19 protein-coding genes are annotated in these 16,015 nt (G+C 43.7%); 18 read left to right on the top strand and 1 reads right to left on the bottom strand.

Annotated features, from left to right (window positions below; all coding sequences use genetic code 11):
• The 18 genes from LEP1GSC060_RS03755 (at position 1) to LEP1GSC060_RS03670 (ending at position 14,438) form a co-directional block, all read left to right on the top strand.
• On the top strand, positions 1–1,788 hold the full coding sequence (locus LEP1GSC060_RS03755) for an LIC_11548 family sensor histidine kinase (RefSeq protein ID WP_002996371.1): 1,788 nt from the start codon (positions 1–3) through the stop codon (positions 1,786–1,788).
• A 6-nt stretch (positions 1,789–1,794) separates the two neighbouring features.
• The gene (locus tag LEP1GSC060_RS03750) at positions 1,795–3,141 is read left to right on the top strand and encodes a sigma-54-dependent transcriptional regulator (protein WP_002995941.1); all 1,347 of its coding nucleotides are present in this window, start codon (positions 1,795–1,797) and stop codon (positions 3,139–3,141) included.
• Positions 3,134–3,979 carry a hypothetical protein gene (locus tag LEP1GSC060_RS03745; RefSeq protein ID WP_002996109.1) on the top strand — a complete coding sequence of 282 codons (846 nt, stop codon included), beginning with the start codon at positions 3,134–3,136 and terminating at the stop codon, positions 3,977–3,979. The genes LEP1GSC060_RS03750 and LEP1GSC060_RS03745 overlap by 8 nt, the downstream gene beginning before the upstream one ends.
• Positions 3,976–5,919, top strand: a complete 1,944-nt coding sequence (gene priA / locus LEP1GSC060_RS03740) for a replication restart helicase PriA (protein WP_002996073.1) — start codon at positions 3,976–3,978, stop codon at positions 5,917–5,919. Before LEP1GSC060_RS03745 ends, priA begins: the two co-directional genes overlap by 4 nt.
• Position 5,920: 1 nt before the next feature.
• Complete coding sequence (gene fmt / locus LEP1GSC060_RS03735; RefSeq protein ID WP_002996382.1) at positions 5,921–6,868, top strand: methionyl-tRNA formyltransferase; 948 nt, start codon at positions 5,921–5,923, stop codon at positions 6,866–6,868.
• Complete coding sequence (locus LEP1GSC060_RS03730) at positions 6,865–7,860, top strand: PASTA domain-containing protein (protein WP_002996051.1); 996 nt, start codon at positions 6,865–6,867, stop codon at positions 7,858–7,860. Before fmt ends, LEP1GSC060_RS03730 begins: the two co-directional genes overlap by 4 nt.
• On the top strand, positions 7,857–8,504 hold the full coding sequence (gene rpe, locus LEP1GSC060_RS03725; protein ID WP_002996097.1) for a ribulose-phosphate 3-epimerase: 648 nt from the start codon (positions 7,857–7,859) through the stop codon (positions 8,502–8,504). Before LEP1GSC060_RS03730 ends, rpe begins: the two co-directional genes overlap by 4 nt.
• Before the next feature lie 205 nt (positions 8,505–8,709).
• The gene (gene rpsP / locus LEP1GSC060_RS03720; protein ID WP_002996253.1) at positions 8,710–8,976 is read left to right on the top strand and encodes a 30S ribosomal protein S16; all 267 of its coding nucleotides are present in this window, start codon (positions 8,710–8,712) and stop codon (positions 8,974–8,976) included.
• The gene (locus LEP1GSC060_RS03715; protein WP_036095281.1) at positions 8,976–9,206 is read left to right on the top strand and encodes a KH domain-containing protein; all 231 of its coding nucleotides are present in this window, start codon (positions 8,976–8,978) and stop codon (positions 9,204–9,206) included. The genes rpsP and LEP1GSC060_RS03715 overlap by 1 nt, the downstream gene beginning before the upstream one ends.
• Positions 9,199–9,729: a ribosome maturation factor RimM gene (gene rimM / locus LEP1GSC060_RS03710; protein ID WP_002995905.1), complete on the top strand. Its 531-nt coding sequence runs from the start codon at positions 9,199–9,201 to the stop codon at positions 9,727–9,729. Before LEP1GSC060_RS03715 ends, rimM begins: the two co-directional genes overlap by 8 nt.
• Positions 9,719–10,387, top strand: a complete 669-nt coding sequence (gene trmD, locus LEP1GSC060_RS03705; protein WP_002996030.1) for a tRNA (guanosine(37)-N1)-methyltransferase TrmD — start codon at positions 9,719–9,721, stop codon at positions 10,385–10,387. The genes rimM and trmD overlap by 11 nt, the downstream gene beginning before the upstream one ends.
• Positions 10,384–10,803, top strand: coding sequence for a 50S ribosomal protein L19 (gene rplS / locus LEP1GSC060_RS03700; RefSeq protein WP_002996170.1), 420 nt, complete (start codon positions 10,384–10,386; stop codon positions 10,801–10,803). The genes trmD and rplS overlap by 4 nt, the downstream gene beginning before the upstream one ends.
• 6 nt (positions 10,804–10,809) lie before the next feature.
• Positions 10,810–11,487: a ribonuclease HII gene (locus LEP1GSC060_RS03695; protein WP_002995931.1), complete on the top strand. Its 678-nt coding sequence runs from the start codon at positions 10,810–10,812 to the stop codon at positions 11,485–11,487.
• 72 nt (positions 11,488–11,559) lie between these two features.
• Positions 11,560–12,300: a hypothetical protein gene (locus tag LEP1GSC060_RS03690; protein ID WP_002996364.1), complete on the top strand. Its 741-nt coding sequence runs from the start codon at positions 11,560–11,562 to the stop codon at positions 12,298–12,300.
• Entirely contained in the window at positions 12,301–12,564 is a 264-nt protein-coding gene (locus LEP1GSC060_RS03685; protein WP_002996281.1) for an EscU/YscU/HrcU family type III secretion system export apparatus switch protein, read from the top strand.
• Positions 12,561–13,745, top strand: a complete 1,185-nt coding sequence (locus tag LEP1GSC060_RS03680) for an HD-GYP domain-containing protein (protein WP_002996221.1) — start codon at positions 12,561–12,563, stop codon at positions 13,743–13,745. The genes LEP1GSC060_RS03685 and LEP1GSC060_RS03680 overlap by 4 nt, the downstream gene beginning before the upstream one ends.
• Positions 13,746–13,794: 49 nt before the next feature.
• Positions 13,795–14,145 carry a YraN family protein gene (locus LEP1GSC060_RS03675; protein WP_002995957.1) on the top strand — a complete coding sequence of 117 codons (351 nt, stop codon included), beginning with the start codon at positions 13,795–13,797 and terminating at the stop codon, positions 14,143–14,145.
• A gap of 95 nt (positions 14,146–14,240) precedes the next feature.
• Entirely contained in the window at positions 14,241–14,438 is a 198-nt protein-coding gene (locus tag LEP1GSC060_RS03670) for a hypothetical protein (RefSeq protein ID WP_002995996.1), read from the top strand.
• 19 nt (positions 14,439–14,457) lie between these two features.
• On the opposite strand, the gene LEP1GSC060_RS03665 is transcribed toward LEP1GSC060_RS03670, so the two are convergent.
• Positions 14,458–15,993 (bottom strand): YifB family Mg chelatase-like AAA ATPase, encoded by a 1,536-nt coding sequence (locus LEP1GSC060_RS03665; protein WP_002996325.1) that lies wholly within the window; start codon positions 15,991–15,993, stop codon positions 14,458–14,460.
• Between the last annotated feature and the right edge of the window lie 22 nt (positions 15,994–16,015).

Genomic DNA, 16,015 nt, shown 5'->3' with positions numbered 1-16,015 from the left:
ATGAACGATGAAACCAGATATTACCTAAGGGACTTGCTCATCTTAGGTTTGATCATTTTACTTTCCGTGCTCCTCGCGGAGGTGATTCAATTTTCGGGGCAGAGTTTATCGGACGATATAGGATTTTTGGATCGAATCGTCGTTTATATCTTCTTTTTTATTCCTCTTTTTTCCCTTTCCCTTCTCATCTCTTACTTTTATCGGAACAAACGGAATCTGGAAACGGGAAGACTCAAAAGTTCGATTCGATATCGTCTAACGTTATCCTTTATCTTCGTCGCTTTTCTTCCTTCGCTTCCCATTCTTTTTCTTTCCTCCAACGTCACCGGAAAACTCTACGAGAGATTCTACGGAATCGATATAGAAGAGGCCCTTTCCTCCGGCGAAACTCTGATCGTTAACGATGAAAAACCTAAAAAAAAGTTGCTCGTGGAAAAAACCAGACTTCTGGAAAGTTTTCTAAGAATACAACCTCTCAACTTGGAATCTTTGGTCGCGGGCGCGTCCAAACTCAATCTGATTCAAAACGACGAGTTCTACGTCGGGATCTACGAAAATGAAAAACCCATTTTGGAAAACAGGGCGTTAAAATACAAACCCTCCGAAAAAAATTTTAAGGCTTTCTCAAAAACTTCGAACTGGAAGGAATTCTCAAGTTATCGTCCCGATTATTGTATGTATTTCATTCGAGTTCCGTTTCCCGCTGGAAATTACAATCTTCAAACCGGAATTAGGATTCATAAGGAAAAGGAAAGGAACGTATATTCGGTGATTTCAACGAGAAGAAATTACGACCGAGCCGATTTAACCAAGGAAAAACTTCCGTATCGAATTCGTCTAACGTTCAGTATCATTACCGTTTCCATTTTTCTTCTTGCGATTTATTTTTCCCTTCTTTTTGCGAGAAAAATTTCCAGGCCGATCATAGAGTTGGCTAATGCGACTCAAAAAATTTCCATGGGCGATACGGATATCAATCTTGAAATCAGAGAAGCGGGTGAGATCGGAGCGCTGATCGACTCTTTCAATCAGATGGTTCAGGATCTAAAATCCAAAAACGCGGAACTCATGCAGAGTCAAAGGATTGCGGCGTGGAAGGAAGTCGCGCAGAGAATGGCGCACGAAATCAAAAATCCTCTGACTCCGATTCAACTTTCGGCGGAAAGAATTCGTAGAAAGATGAAATCGGAAAACATAGAACAGTTTCGGGAGATCGTTTCCACAGGAACGGATACGATCATCAAACAAGTTCGCGTATTGGAACATCTCGTTAACGAGTTCTCCGATTTTGCCCGTATGCCGACGCCGAAACTCATCAATCAAAATCTGGAACCCATCCTCCTCGAAGCCGTAAAACTTTTCGAACACACTCCTCAAACCAAAATCACAACGAGCATTTCCAAAGGGTTTCCTCAATTATTTTTAGATCAAAAAATCATTTTGAGAGTTCTTACAAACCTCGTCAAAAATTCGATCGAGGCGATCGAACGGAAACGGGAAAAAGAGGACATTCCGGATTATACGGGTTCTATTTTGATTTCCGCTTCGATCACGAGAAAGATCATGAGAAGAGTCGCCTTGATTTCAGTCGAAGACAACGGAATCGGAATTTCACCGGAATTAAAACAAAAAGTTTTTGAACCGTATTACTCCACTAAAAACAACAACACGTCCGGGATCGGTTTGGCGATCGTTCAGAAAAGTGTGATTGACCACAACGGGCATATATCCGTAGATTCTTCCAGTATGGGCGGTTGTCGTTTTCAAATCGAACTTCCCGTATCGTAACCGATTATGAAAATTTTTATCGCAGACGACGAACCCGAAATCAGAAAATCCCTGAAGGAAATTTTAGAAGACGAAAATTTCGAAGTGGAAACTTTTTCCACCGGCAAAAGTTTACTCAAACAACTCAAAAACGAAAGACCTTCTTTGATCCTTTTGGACGTCTGGTTGGGAAAAGAGGACGGAATTGTCGTTTTGGACGAATGTAAAAAAATCTATCCGACCCTTCCCGTACTCATGATCTCCGGACACGGGACGATCGAAATCGCGGTGACCGCCACAAAAAAAGGGGCGGTTGATTTTTTAGAAAAACCGCTTTCCATCGAAAAGGTTTTACAAGCGATCGAACACGTTTTAAAACCGCACCAAAAAACGGCCGCTTCCGATATCAAATTAGAATATGATGAAATACTTGGAAACTCTCCGGCGATTCAGAAAGTGAAGTTCGCGATCGCACAAGCCGCCTCCACGAACGCCCGCGTTTTTATCTACGGAGAAAACGGAACGGGAAAGGAGCTCGTGGCGAAAACTATATTCAAAAATTCTAAACGAAAGGATTTGCCCTTTGTGGAAATGAACTGCGCGGCGATTCCGGAAGAACTCATAGAATCGGAATTGTTCGGATTTACCAAAGGCGCCTTTACGGGCGCTACCGATTCCAGAATCGGAAAGTTCGAGGCCGCGAGCGGCGGGACCTTATTTTTAGACGAAATCTGCGATATGTCCTTATCCACACAGGCAAAAGTATTACGAATCTTGCAAGAACAGAGATTCGAAAAACTGGGAAGCACAGAAACGATTACGGTGGACGTTCGAATCATCGCCGCGACCAATATTCCGGTGGAAGAAGCGATCCGAGACGGAAAGTTTAGAGAGGATTTATACTATCGATTGAATGTGATTCCGATCACGATCCCGCCTCTTAGAGAAAGGGCCTCGGATATTCCGTTGCTCTTAGATTATTATATTTCCAAAACCTTGGAAGAAAATAATCTTCCATCCAAAAAAATCGAATCGGAAGCGGTTTCCATTCTTCAAAATCATTTTTGGCCGGGAAACATTCGGGAATTGAAAAACGTGATGGAAAGACTTTGTATCATGACGGTCGGTTCTACGATCACCGCCAACGACGCAAAAGACGCACTCAAAGGGTTTAAAACCGCCAACGAGATGGTGGAACTCGGGGACTTTCGAAAGGCAAAGGAAGAATTCGAAAGACAGTATATTATAAAAACGTTACAAACAAACGAGGGCAACGTAACCAGAACTTCCCGCGTTCTCGGAATCGAACGTTCTCATTTGTATAGAAAAATGAAGTCGCTTAACATTTCTTCGGATCAATATACGGATGGATAAACAATTTCTCACGAGCCTCGGAAGAATTCTGGGAGATCTCCGTTTTTTGATTCAAAAAAAACAAATTCCCATTCTGCAACTTGCGGGAGAAAAACCGCCGGAGACAACGGAACTCGTTTGGAAGGAGGAAGTTTGGACTTCCGCTTCCCAATCCGACGATCTTGAATTGGAAGCGGAAGGAATTCAGGTTCGAAGATCGGCTCGTGTTGCGGAAAGGAATTTCGTCTGTAAACTTTGTGTCGATCGAATCAGCGCGATCCGTAATTTCCTCGTCAAAGGAAGAAAACCTATATTAGTACTTCATTATACCGGAGAAATCGCACCGGGAAGACCGTCGTTTTCGAAAACCTCTCCGGATCAGATTTTTAGAACCAAGGAAGCGGAAGAACTTTTCGGAAGAATGATCCAAAAACAATTCGGATTCGGTCACAGGGAATTTTACTATCAAGAATATCCCGCTTGTATTTTTGCCCATTCCAAGTCCAACGCTCAAGACTGGAAATTGAGAACGGAAAAATGCGAGACTCAGGTTAAGGAGACGATCGATTCCGAAAGGATCAAAGGAATCATTCTTTTGGGAACGAGTGCGATCGCCGTTTACGGAAAGGAAAAAGCGCTGGAGATGATGGGAAGAACGTTAGACTTCCTTCCGGGAATTCCCATGATCGTTCTAAGATCTCCCGAAGCGATCTCCGCCATCGAAACCAAACGCAAAAATTTCACCGGCTCCAAAGATTCTTTCGAATTTGAAACGATCAAAAAGGAAGAGATTGCGATCAAAGAAAGTATTCTTTCACAGCTCGCACTTTTTCAAGATAAACTCAAGGACGTACTTTGATCTATTACGCGGAAGTTGCGTTCGATCTTCCGATCGAAGAGGACACGTTTACATACGAGGTTGTGGAAGGAACGCAGATAGGAGTTCGAGTTTTAGTCAAACTCAGAAATCGGGAAGAAGAAGGAATGATCGTTTCCGTTCACCAAAACGAACCGAATTATAAGGTTTTACCCGTGGACAAAATCATCGATAAAACTCCGATCGTTCTCAAGGAACAAATCGATCTCGCGTATTGGATGAAGGATCAATACATCGCTTCTCTGGGGGAATGTATCTATAAGATGATTCCCGCCGGAAGACGACATGTAAAACTCGAAACCTTTCCCTCGGACGCCGAAGGTAAACCGGTAAAATTAAACGAGGAGCAGGAAGTCGCGTTTCAAAATATTCTTTCCACGTTCGGGAGCGCTGCGGTTCATCTTTTATTCGGGATCACCGGCTCCGGAAAAACGGAAGTTTACATCCATCTTATACAAAAGGCTCTCGAAATTCCGAATCGTTCCGTGATTTTACTCGTACCGGAAATCAGTTTAACGTTTCATATGATTCGAAAGTTGGAACTGATCTTTCCGGGGCAACTCGCAGTGCTCCATTCGGCTCTGAAGGTTTCCGAAAAGTTCAAGGCATACAACGAACTTTTAAGCGGTAAAAAAAGGATCGCGGTCGGAACGAGAAGCGCGGTGTTCGCTCCCGTTTCCAATCTGGGTCTCGTCATCATTGACGAGGATCACGATTCTTCCTTTAAGGAACATTCAAGTCCGAGATATCACGCAAGGCAGGTCGCTTTGCAGAGATGCAAGACGAATCACGCGGTTCTTGTTATGGGAACCGCGACACCTTCCTTGGAAATCTATCATTTAGCGAAAGAAGGCAAAATCCATTTACACACACTCACCAAAAGACCCGAAGGAGTTCTTCCTCCCACGGTTAAAATCGTGGAGAATCAAAAGGAGTCTAACGTTCTCAGCTCGGAACTTTCCTTTGCGATCAAACAAAGACTGGACAAAAAGGAACAGGTGATCCTTTTATTAAACCGAAGAGGGTACAGTCCTCTGATTTATTCTCCTTCTACTTCTTCTTACGTTCCTTGTCCGAACTGTACGACCAATCTTTGTTATCATAAAAAAGGAACGGCGATCTGCCACCTCTGCGGACATACGGAAACGTTAGATTCCCTTGAAAAAAGAATGGGGGAAACTCTGACCCTCAAAGGTACGGGAACCCAAAAGTTGGAAGAGAATCTTTTGGAAGCCTTTCCGAAAACAAGAGTGGAACGTCTGGATCAGGATTCGATCCAGGACCGAAGTTTGTTAAACGAAGTCATATCCCGTCTTCTCGGCGGTGAAATAGACATTCTCACCGGAACGCAGATGATCGCCAAGGGACTCGACGCGTCTCGAGTGACGTTAGTCGGCGTTTTAAACGCGGGAATCGGTCTCGGACTTCCCGATTTCAGAGCCAACGAAAGGGTGTTCTCCTTATTGACTCAAGTTGCCGGAAGGGCGGGGCGATCCAAACTCAAAGGAGAGGTTTTGATAGAAACCAACACACCCGATCACCCGGTTATCCGGATGGCGATGAGTCAAAACTACATTCAATTTTATGAATCTGAAATTCCGGTTCGAAAGGAACTTTTTTATCCTCCGTATTCCAGGCTCGTGAGAATCGTTTCCCGATCCAAGGACGAACAGGTTTCGCTCGAAACGATGGAACTCGTGTTCGGAGTTCTCAAAAAATTCTTTCCCTCCAAAGATACGGTTTTGCTCGGTCCCGCTCCTTGCCCTTTTTATAGGATCGATTCCAATTTTAGAAATCATATCATTCTCAAAACGTCTTCTCCGGGTACTTGGAGAGAAATTTTTAAAAAAGAAGTTCGTCCCCTGAAACTTTCCAAAAAAGTGTATTTGGAAATCGACTTCGATCCTTTGGATTTGGTGTAACATGAAACTTGGATACTTCGGAACCCCGGAACATTCCGCAAAACTTTTAAAAGCGCTGATAAACTCCGGACTTGCGGAAGTATTGTTCGTAGTCACCAATCCCGATCGTCCTAAGGGCCGGAGTAAAACACCCGAACCCGGACCCGTAAAAAAAATGGCGCTCGAGTACAACCTACCCGTCTTTCAATACGAATCGATCAAAAAGGAAAAAGAAAAGGCGCTTTCCGACTTCGGTTCCTTTCCTGCGGATCTCTACATAATCTTCGCATACGGTTCCATTCTTCCCAAAGAAGTTTACGCGCATGCGTCTTTGACCTCGATCAACTTACACGGATCTTTGTTGCCGGATTTACGCGGAGCTTCTCCCGTTCAAACCGCTCTTTGGAAAGGTTATGCGACATCGGGGATCACGATTCAATACATCGGCGAGAAGATGGACGAAGGAGATATCCTCCTTTCCCAAGAAGTGGAAATCACGGAGGATGATGATACCGGAACTCTGATGAATAAAATTACCGAAGCGGGAATTACATCCATCCTACGGTTGCTAAAAGAGTATGATGGAAAACCGTTTCCCGCAAAACCTCAGGACTCAACCAAAGCCACATACTGCGGTAAAATCAAATCGGAGGATAGAATTTTGGATTGGAGCCGAAACGCGGATGAACTTCACAATCGGATTCGCGCACTTTATCCGGACGCGGTCGCGACGACTAAGTTTCGGGAAAAACGGATCGGCATTTTGAAAGCGAAACATACTTCCTTACCTGCCGAATCGAATCCGGAGCCGGGCAAATTGAAACGGTTGGACAAAAAAGGCCTTCTTACACAGTGTGGTGATGGTAGATTTCTGGAGATTCTGGAATTACAACCGGAAAATAAAAACAGGATGTCTGCATCCGATTTTCTCAACGGTTTCAGGATCCAAGAAGGGGAAACATTCGGGTGAATCAGGAACAAATCAAAGAAAAGTATCTTCCGATCGGAGGTTACGTTTTATTCTTAGCGGCCGGTCTTCTTTTATTTTTTAGCGCGGCGTTCTCAATCGTATTCGTAAGAACGAAAAGTACGGCGAAGGTCGTCGTCCCGGACCTGATTGGAAAATCCTATCCCGAGGTTCACAACGAATTAGGTCGTCTACAATTGAAAGTGCGTCTGGAAAACAAACGGTATCCGGACAAAACGGACGGAATCATTTTGTATCAATCCATTCGTCCCGGAAGAGAAATCGAAGCGGGAAGTAAAATCGTTCTGACCGTCAACACCGGAATCGATCGTCTGACGGTTCCCGATGTGCGCGGACAATCCATCGATTCCGCAAAAGCAAATCTTCAGAAAGTTCTTTCCGGAGAAACCTACGTAGAAATGCAAATCGGCGGGATCACATATATCGAACCACAATCGGATCAACTTCCGAATACGGTGATCGATCAGATTCCGGAACCCGGAAAAAATACTTCCGCAAGAGAAAAAGTATTCTTACTCGTGACCAAGGCGCCGAGCAAAAATAAGGAAGAATTTTCACCGACCTCTTTTCAAGGGGCTTCCTTTCCTCTCGTTCAAAAAAGTTTAACTCGTTCCGGAATCAAAAACAGAGTGGAAGAAATTGTCAACACGCGAGTTCGATCGGAGAACGGAATCGTCTCCTCCGCGAGACTGGAAGGCGACGAGGTTCGTTTTAAGGTTTATTACTTCGAACCCGAGCTTGCGGTAGAAAGCGGATACGAAATGTTTTCTTACGAAGTCGGAAACGACGGAAGTTATAAAGCGATTTTAAAATCTCCCGATCGGGAAGAGGCGGATATTTTGACGCTACCGATCTCTCTCAAAGACGGTGAGAAATTTCAAACCGTATTTTATCGGAAAGGAAATACAAAGCTAACTCTTTTGGACGCGTCCGATTCCAAAGTAAAATCCAAATCCTACGAGAGCGAGCTTTGAAAATTTCCGCATCCATCCTCGCGACGAAATTGACCGAACTGGGAAATACAGTTCCTCAGTACGATCCTAAGGCGATCGATTTGATGCATATGGACGTGATGGACGGAAACTTTGTGCCTCAGATCAGTTTCGGAGAGGCTTTGAGCAAGGAAGTAAAGGCTCTCACCGAAATTCCGTTAGACGTTCATTTGATGGTTTCCAAACCGGAAAATCACGTTTCCAAATACTACGAACTTCATCCTTACTGTATCACGTTCCATATCGAAACGACCGACTTTCCCGTGCGGCTCGCCCAAGAGATCAAAAGCCACGGAATCAAAGTGGGGGTTTCCATCAATCCCGGAACTCCCGTTTCTTCTTTGGAAAACGTACTGCCTTACGTGGATCTCATTCTTCTCATGACCGTTGAACCCGGATTTTACGGACAAAAGTTCATCGCAAACGGAATGGAAAAAATCCGCAAAACAAAGGAGCTGATCGGTTCCAGGCCGATCGAACTCGAAGTCGACGGAGGTGTCAACGATACCAACATCCAAGACTTAAAGAAAAACGGAGTGGATATCGTCGTAGTGGGCGCCGGATTGTATAAAACGGGGAACCCCGTAGACAACGCAAAAAATCTCAAGTCCTTAGCACGGATTTAAATGAATCCGTCCCACCAGTCCTCAGGCGAGTAATTTGTTTTGTGGGAGTTCCCACATTTTGAATTGCGATTTTTGTAATACGATTCCGGTGGGATGTTTTCTTGACAGAGGGACATATTGCACGATATTGGTAAAAATCATGCATTCTTTTTTCGGACGTTATAAAATCCGAAAGATGAGAATGGGTTAAAAGGAAAAATATCCCTTGGTAAAGCTTAGATTACAAAGAACCGGAACCAAACACGATCCTCATTATAGAATTGTTGCCGCTGACAGCAGAGCTCCTAGAGACGGGAAGTTTGTGGACATCGTGGGCCATTACCATCCGGCGCAAATCAAAGAACAGACTACATTCAATAAAGAAAAAGTTATTACCTGGTTAAAAAACGGGGCTCAACCGACCGGAACCGTTCTGAACCTGTTTAAAAACGCAGGAATCTGGGCAGAATACAAAACCGCTCTTAAGAAGTAATGGAAGAATTACTGAAGTACATGGTTGCTTCTCTCGTTGAATTTCCGGAAGAAATCGTAATTCGGGAAATCGAAGGAGAAGAACAAAATATCATCGAACTCAGGGTTTCCCCGAAAGACGTGGGAAAGGTCATCGGTAAGAACGGTCGTATTGCAAAATCCCTACGAGCCATTCTTACTGCGGCTTCCGTAAAAGCAGGAAAAAACTTCTCCTTAGAAATCATTGACTGAAGCATGGATCTCGCTCGGACAACTGGGCAAACCCTTTGGGATCAAAGGGTGGCTTCGTTTTAATGTTCGAGAATCCGTTCTTACCGAGTTTAAACTTCCTATTTCCTTAAAACTCAAAAAGCCGGATCCTACTTTTCCGGCAAAAGAAATCACTCTTTTAGAAATCCGTCCTCATAGCGGAAAATTCGTCGTTCGTTTCGAAGGAGTTTCCACTCCCGAAGAAGCGGAGAAGTGGATCGGAGGAATTCTTCATTTACCGCAAAACCTTCTTCCCAAAATCAAAACCAAGGATGAGTTTTATATCACCGATATGATCGGCTTACAAGCGATCGACGAGTCGGGAAAAAATCTGGATTGGAAACTGATCGAAGTGCAAGATAATCCGGCGCATTCCATTCTCACTTTTGTAAAACCGGACGGAGAATCAGTTTTGATTCCGTTCATTCACGTTTTTGTTGGCGCCGTCGACGTTGTAAAAAAGACGATCGTTTTGATTCGGCCGGAGATTTGGAATGAAGTTTAATTTCATCACACTCTTTCCCGAAAAAATCCAATCCTATTTTTCGGAAGGACTCCAACAAAAAGCGATCGAGTCCGGAGTATTTTCCGTAAACACAATCCAGTTAAGAAATTTTTCAGGGAATAAACACAATCGAGTGGACGACACGATTTACGGAGGAGGGCCGGGAATGCTTCTCAGAGTGGAGCCGATTCACAAGGCCCTTTTGTCTTTGGGAGAAGATAAGGGAATCGTAATTTTAACTTCTCCGTCCGGAATTCCTTTCCATCAAGGGGTCGCGACTAAACTGAAAGAGAGCGGGAGACCTCTGACTTTCATTTCGGGTTATTACGAAGGTGTGGATCATCGCGTTGCGGAACATCTGGTTGACATGGAAATGTCCCTTGGAAATTATGTATTATCTGCCGGGGATTTGGCAAGCATTTGTATAGCGGATGCCGTGTCCAGACTTCTGCCGGGTTTTTTAGGAGCAGGGGAAAGCCTGCTGGATGAGTCTCACAACCGTCCTGATGTTTTGGAATATCCGCAGTTTACAAAACCCTCGGAATACAATGGATGGAAAGTTCCTGACGTCCTGCTTAGCGGCAACCACGCACATATAGAAGCGTGGAGGGAACAAAATAGAAAGAGGATCGACCCCGATCAAGAGAGGAAATTATGAATCAACTTTTAAGAGAAGTATTAACTCCGGACGCCGAAAGAAAACAAAATTTCGCAGTAGGAGATACCGTTAAAGTACATTATAAAATTGTAGAGTCCGGAAAGGAAAGAGTTCAGGTTTACGAAGGAGTCGTAATTTCCATCTCCAATGAAGCGAACGGAAGAACCTTTACGGTTCGTAGGGTTTCCTACGATATCGGAGTAGAAAGAATTTTCCCTCTTTTTTCCCCCAGGATCGCTAAAATCGAACTGATCCGTAAAGGAAAAGTAAGAAGAGCAAAACTTTATTACTTAAGAAATCTCGCAGGAAAAGCGGCTCGTATCAAAGAACTCAAGGGCGGTAAAACTCTCGTGAGCGAAGATAGAAAAAGACAACAGTCCGCCGCTGCTGCAAAACCGGCGGCTCCAGCAGAATAAGCCGGTTTGCCGGAATCCCAATCTCCTTTTGAACCGGAAGAACTTCGGTTCTACTCAGAATCGATTCCTTGTGGAATCGACGAAGCCGGAAGAGGTCCTTACGCGGGGCCTCTTTCTGTTGCGCTCGTCTCTTTTTCTCAAAATACGCTGAATTCCATCTTAGAAGGAAAAATTCTAAAAGGATTGACCGATTCCAAAAAACTTTCCGAGAAAAAAAGGGAAAAGTTATATCCCGAAATTCTCAAAACCGCGCAGATTTCCTACCGGACTTTCCTAAGTCCCAATTATATAGACAAACTAGGAATCAACCGAGCCGTTTTGGAAGGAATCCGAAAATGCGCCAAACTCGCGATCCGTTCCACACAAGCGACTCTTCCACTTCAACTTTTGATAGACGGGAACTACAACTTCAACCGTTATCCGGAATGGAATTTTCTCAAAAATAGAACCTCTTTTTATACGAAAGGAGATCTCAGAATCGTGAGTATAGCGGCGGCTTCGATTCTCGCGAAAGTCAGCAGAGACCGTTACATGATCTCCGTCTCCAAAAAATATCCCGTTTATAAATTCGACCGACACAAAGGATACGGAACAAAACTTCACGAGGAACTGATTCTTCGCCATGGTCTTTCCGATATTCATAGAAGAAGTTTTACCGGAAAATTTCCACCGCTTCTCCCTTAAGTCTAATCACTGAGTGGGGGACGGAGATGTCGATACGATGTCTAGGATGATACTTTTTGAAAGCGGGTACTTATGAAACTTTCTGCGGATTTTTCCGTGAGAAATTTACGTCTTCTTTTAGGGAAAGAATTTCAATTTCAAAGTTTAGACCTTTCCGCCGGAACAAACCTTAAGGGGGATGTACTCAATGTCTTTCCGGGAGGCGGATGGATTTCCATCGGAGGTAAACGACTGAGAGTTTCTTCCAAATCGGATCTTCTGTTTGTGGGGGAGAAACTTACGTTAGTCGCAAAACCGGACAAAAAAGGAATCGAACTGCGTATTGTGGAAAGGGAATTGATTGGAAAAGCGGATTTTCCTCATAAATTGGAGAACGTTGGAATGAGCGTTCGGGAACTTTACGAAAAAGTGATGGGATCCGATACTAAAGACGTTCCATCGGAAACGTCCTTATTCAAGGTTTTAAAATCATATTATCCTTTTTTAGAATGGGCTTCGGAATTGCCGTATTTTCGTTGGGAGTTTGACGGAGGTAATGCGGAAGGAGTGTACGACCCGCAGAAAGAATCTAAAAAATTCTTATTTCGGATTCAAACCGAAAATACCGGAAGAACAGTCGTTCTGTTTTTATGGAAGAAAACTTCGGGAGAGGATATGCAAATCAACGCTTCTTTTGATAATTTGAAAATGTACTTGCATGCTTGCCAAAACAAAGAAAAATTTAAGAGAAGTTTAATAGAATCGTCGGTAAGTTTTCAGGGATATAATTTAGCTTACAAGCCGTCCCTGACTCGAAAGGAATGGAACGCTTAAATGATCAGTGTGGCGCTTAAATTCATCCCTCAAAATGATAACGCACCCGTAATCACTGCGGCCGCGTCCGGTCTTTTAGGCGACGTTATCCGTAATATCGCGGAAAAAAATTCGGTTCCAACCGTAGAAAACCCGATCCTAGCGGAGTCCCTTTCCGAACTTCCTCTGGGTTCGGAAATTCCGGAAGGTCTTTATAAGGCGGTCGGTGCGATCTTTGTTATGATCATGGATTTAAATTCCGTAAAAAGGGAAACGTTAAGATGAAGAAGTTTGCCGTATCCGAACTGAGGCCGGGAATGAGATTTTCAAAACCCGTTTACTTAGATAAGGAAAATTTATTTATTACTTCCAATACGCCTGTCACCGACAGTGATTTGGATCGACTGAATAAATTCGGAATTGAGGAAGTGATGACGGCGGGCGAGGTGCTCCAACTGGACGTTCAAACCGATCCGAACATTTTGGAAACGAGTATCGACGATATGATCGTCAACACAATCGTAGAAGACGAGCTGCAACCTCTCAAAGCGGTTTACGACAACCTCAATCGGATCAAAATCACTTTCGGAAATTTATTCAGAGAATCCACGCAAGTCATTCAAGACATATTCAAAAAAACATTGGATGAAAAACCTCTGGAAGTCACTTCGGCTCGGGAGATTGCCGAAAGGTTGACCGATTTCGTACGGTCCAACCAGAACATATCGTATTTGATTCTAGCGAACAATCCGTACGGGTACTATTTGTACAATCAGATCGCAAACGCGACTTTCTATTCTTTGATTCTTGGAAAACTTCTGGAGTATTCCAGACCGAAGATGATCGATCTCGGCATTTCCTGCCTACTTGCGGATATAGGAATGTCCAAGGTTCCTGCGGCGATTTCGGAGAAAAATGAACAACTCACCGAAGAAGAATTTAAAGCGATCATGAAACACACGATCCTAGGATATCAGATCCTTTCCCAAAGGATGAAGTTGAAAAACAACCTTGCGATCGTCGCTCTGCAGCATCACGAACGTTACGACGGAAACGGATATCCGCAAAAGTTAGCGGGCACGGCCATCGAAGAACAAGCCAGAATTTACGCGATTGCGGATAACTTTTCCGCGCTTGTGACCAATCGTCCTCATAGAAAAAAAATTCTTCCGCACGAAGCGATCAAGTCGATGATCAGCATGGACGTGGGAAAGTTCGATCTGAAACTGGTTCGAACGCTCCTCAATCATCTTTCCCTGTATCCCGTAGGCTCTTGTATAGAATTATCGGACAAAAGAATCGGAGTCGTTTTAGGACCGAATCTCGACAAACCGATCCGGCCTTATATTCGTATTATAAAAGATGAATATGGTAAAATGGTTCGAAATCTGATTCTCGTGGATCTTTTAAAGGAAACGAATCTTTTTATCTCTCGTCCGGTGGATCTACAGGAAATCACTGCATAATTTTTTTTGATAAAGTAAAATTAAATTTTGGCACGGTGTAGTTTTTTCGTTGAGTATATTCAAAAAGATTAAAGGTGACGAAGGAGAATCCATCGCTACGGATTTTTTGATTTCTCTCGGTCACGTGATTCTGAAACGAAATTACCGTTTTCTTCGGTGTGAGATCGACATAATCTCAACCAAAGACGAAGTTCTATTCTTCTCGGAAGTAAAGTTTTGGAAGGACTTCGAGGAGTTTGATCCCCGTTTTACGTTCAATCTCGCAAAACAGACTCGAATGCGAAAGGCGGCGAACGGTTTTCTTTCGGAGAATCTTTCCTTTCAAAACCATTTTGTCTCATTCTGTCTTGTCTCCGTAAATCAAAAAAAGGGATGTGAATATTATCCCGATCTTTTCTGAAATAGTGGTTCAGGTACTTCCAACAAGCACCGAATTCTTAAATTGTCTGCGGGTTCTCAAGGAAGAGAGCCTTAAATCGTTACAAGGAAGTAACTATGAAGAGCATCACGATTTTAGGGAATCTGGCCGAATCTGACGATTTTGGTCCGGATCCGGTCATTCTCCGGAAACGGGGAATGCCGGTAAAAAAGCGAAAATTTGAGGATTATAAAAAGAAATTGGAGGACCCGAGTTATATCGATTTTGCGATCGATAAAATTGCGATGGAAATCTCTCACTTTCTTTCAAAATGAACTTCTCGCTTAACGGGAATTAAGCGATGGCCCTGTTTTCTCCGTATTTTTCCGGCATTTGGAAATTCAGGGCCTCTAGAAGATGTTCCTCTTTTACGAAAGAATTCTCCTCCAGATCGGCGATCGTCCGCGCTACTTTCCGAATCTGATTGACCTTCCGAACGCTCAAGCTCGACCGTTTCTTTTTCATTTCGTTTTCTAAAATATTTTCGCAGGCCGAATCGAACTCCAGATAAGAATTCACAAGTTCCCCTCGAAGTTGTCCGTTGAAATAAAATCCGCTTCCACGATATCTTTCTCTTTGAATCTCGGAGGCCCTTTGAATTTGTTTTCTAGATTCTTCCAACGAAATGAAAATCCTTTTTCGTTTTTTTTCTTTTCCGGGAAACATATCCACTTCCAAATCGATCCGATCCCGAAACGGTCCTGAGTAGGGAGATTGGTATTTTTTGATTTTTTGAGGGTTACAGGAACAACCTCCTCTTTTGACTCCGTAGAATCCGCAGGGACAAGGGTTGGTCGCCGCTACCAATAAAAAATTCGCTGGATAAACGACGGTTCCGCTGATTCTAGAAACCGTAATGTTCCCTTCCTCCATCGGTTCCCGAAGAGATTGCAAAATTCCCGATTTATATTCCGCGAGTTCATCCAAAAATAAAATCCCTCGATTTGCCAAAGTAACTTCTCCCATTCTCAAATCCCTGGAACCTCCCACCAAGGTAATGTCCGAAGTCGTATGATGAGGAGCCCGATAAGGTCTTTCGACGATCAATTCTTTCAAAGGAGAAATTACGGATTGAATTTTCAATATATCGAGCGCTTCGTTTTCTTCGGGGGTAGGTAGTAAAAGAACCGCCGTCCTTGCTAAAAGACTTTTGCCGATTCCGGGCGGGCCGGATAAAAGAATATGATGCCATCCCGCCGCCGCGATTTGAACGGCCCTAAACGCAATCATCTGATCCTGATACAGTTCTATATTTTTAGCGGTTGTAACTCCTCTGATTTGGATTTTTGATTTTGGCTCCGGTATTCTTCGATTTCCAAGAACTTCTTCCAATTCCCTCAAATGAGAAATCCCAAAAACTTCGAATTTTCGTAAAAGCGCCGCTTCCTCCCTATTTTCAAAAGGAACGATCACGGTGTCGTATTTTTCGGAAGAAATTCCGGATAGGATGGGTAACACACCTTTGAGCGGTTTCAAACTTCCGTCCAAACCCAATTCTCCCAGGAAAAGTGTTCTTTGTAATTTTCCGGAAGGAAAAATCTGTTCGGTTAACGCTAGAATTCCACACGCGATCGAAAGATCCAAAAGAGTACCTTCCTTTTTTCTACCTGCAGGCGCGAGATTGACCAGAATGTTTTGGAGTGGGCAGGAGTAACCGCTGTTTTCCAGAGCGATTTTAACTCGTTCCGCCGATTCCCGAATGGATTGAGCGGCCAGTCCCGTTATCATAAAACGAGGCAGGCCCCGTTTGAGATTGATTTCCACATCGACGGCAAAGGAATCTAACCCTTCCAAATTGGCCCCAGTCAGACAGATCCAAGAATTTTTCATACTTCCCTCCGTAAGAGTACGG

Origin of the sequence: Leptospira weilii serovar Ranarum str. ICFT (assembly GCF_000332415.1) — a bacterium.
Lineage (GTDB): Bacteria > Spirochaetota > Leptospiria > Leptospirales > Leptospiraceae > Leptospira > Leptospira weilii_A.
This window is presented reverse-complemented; position numbering and strand designations above follow the sequence as displayed.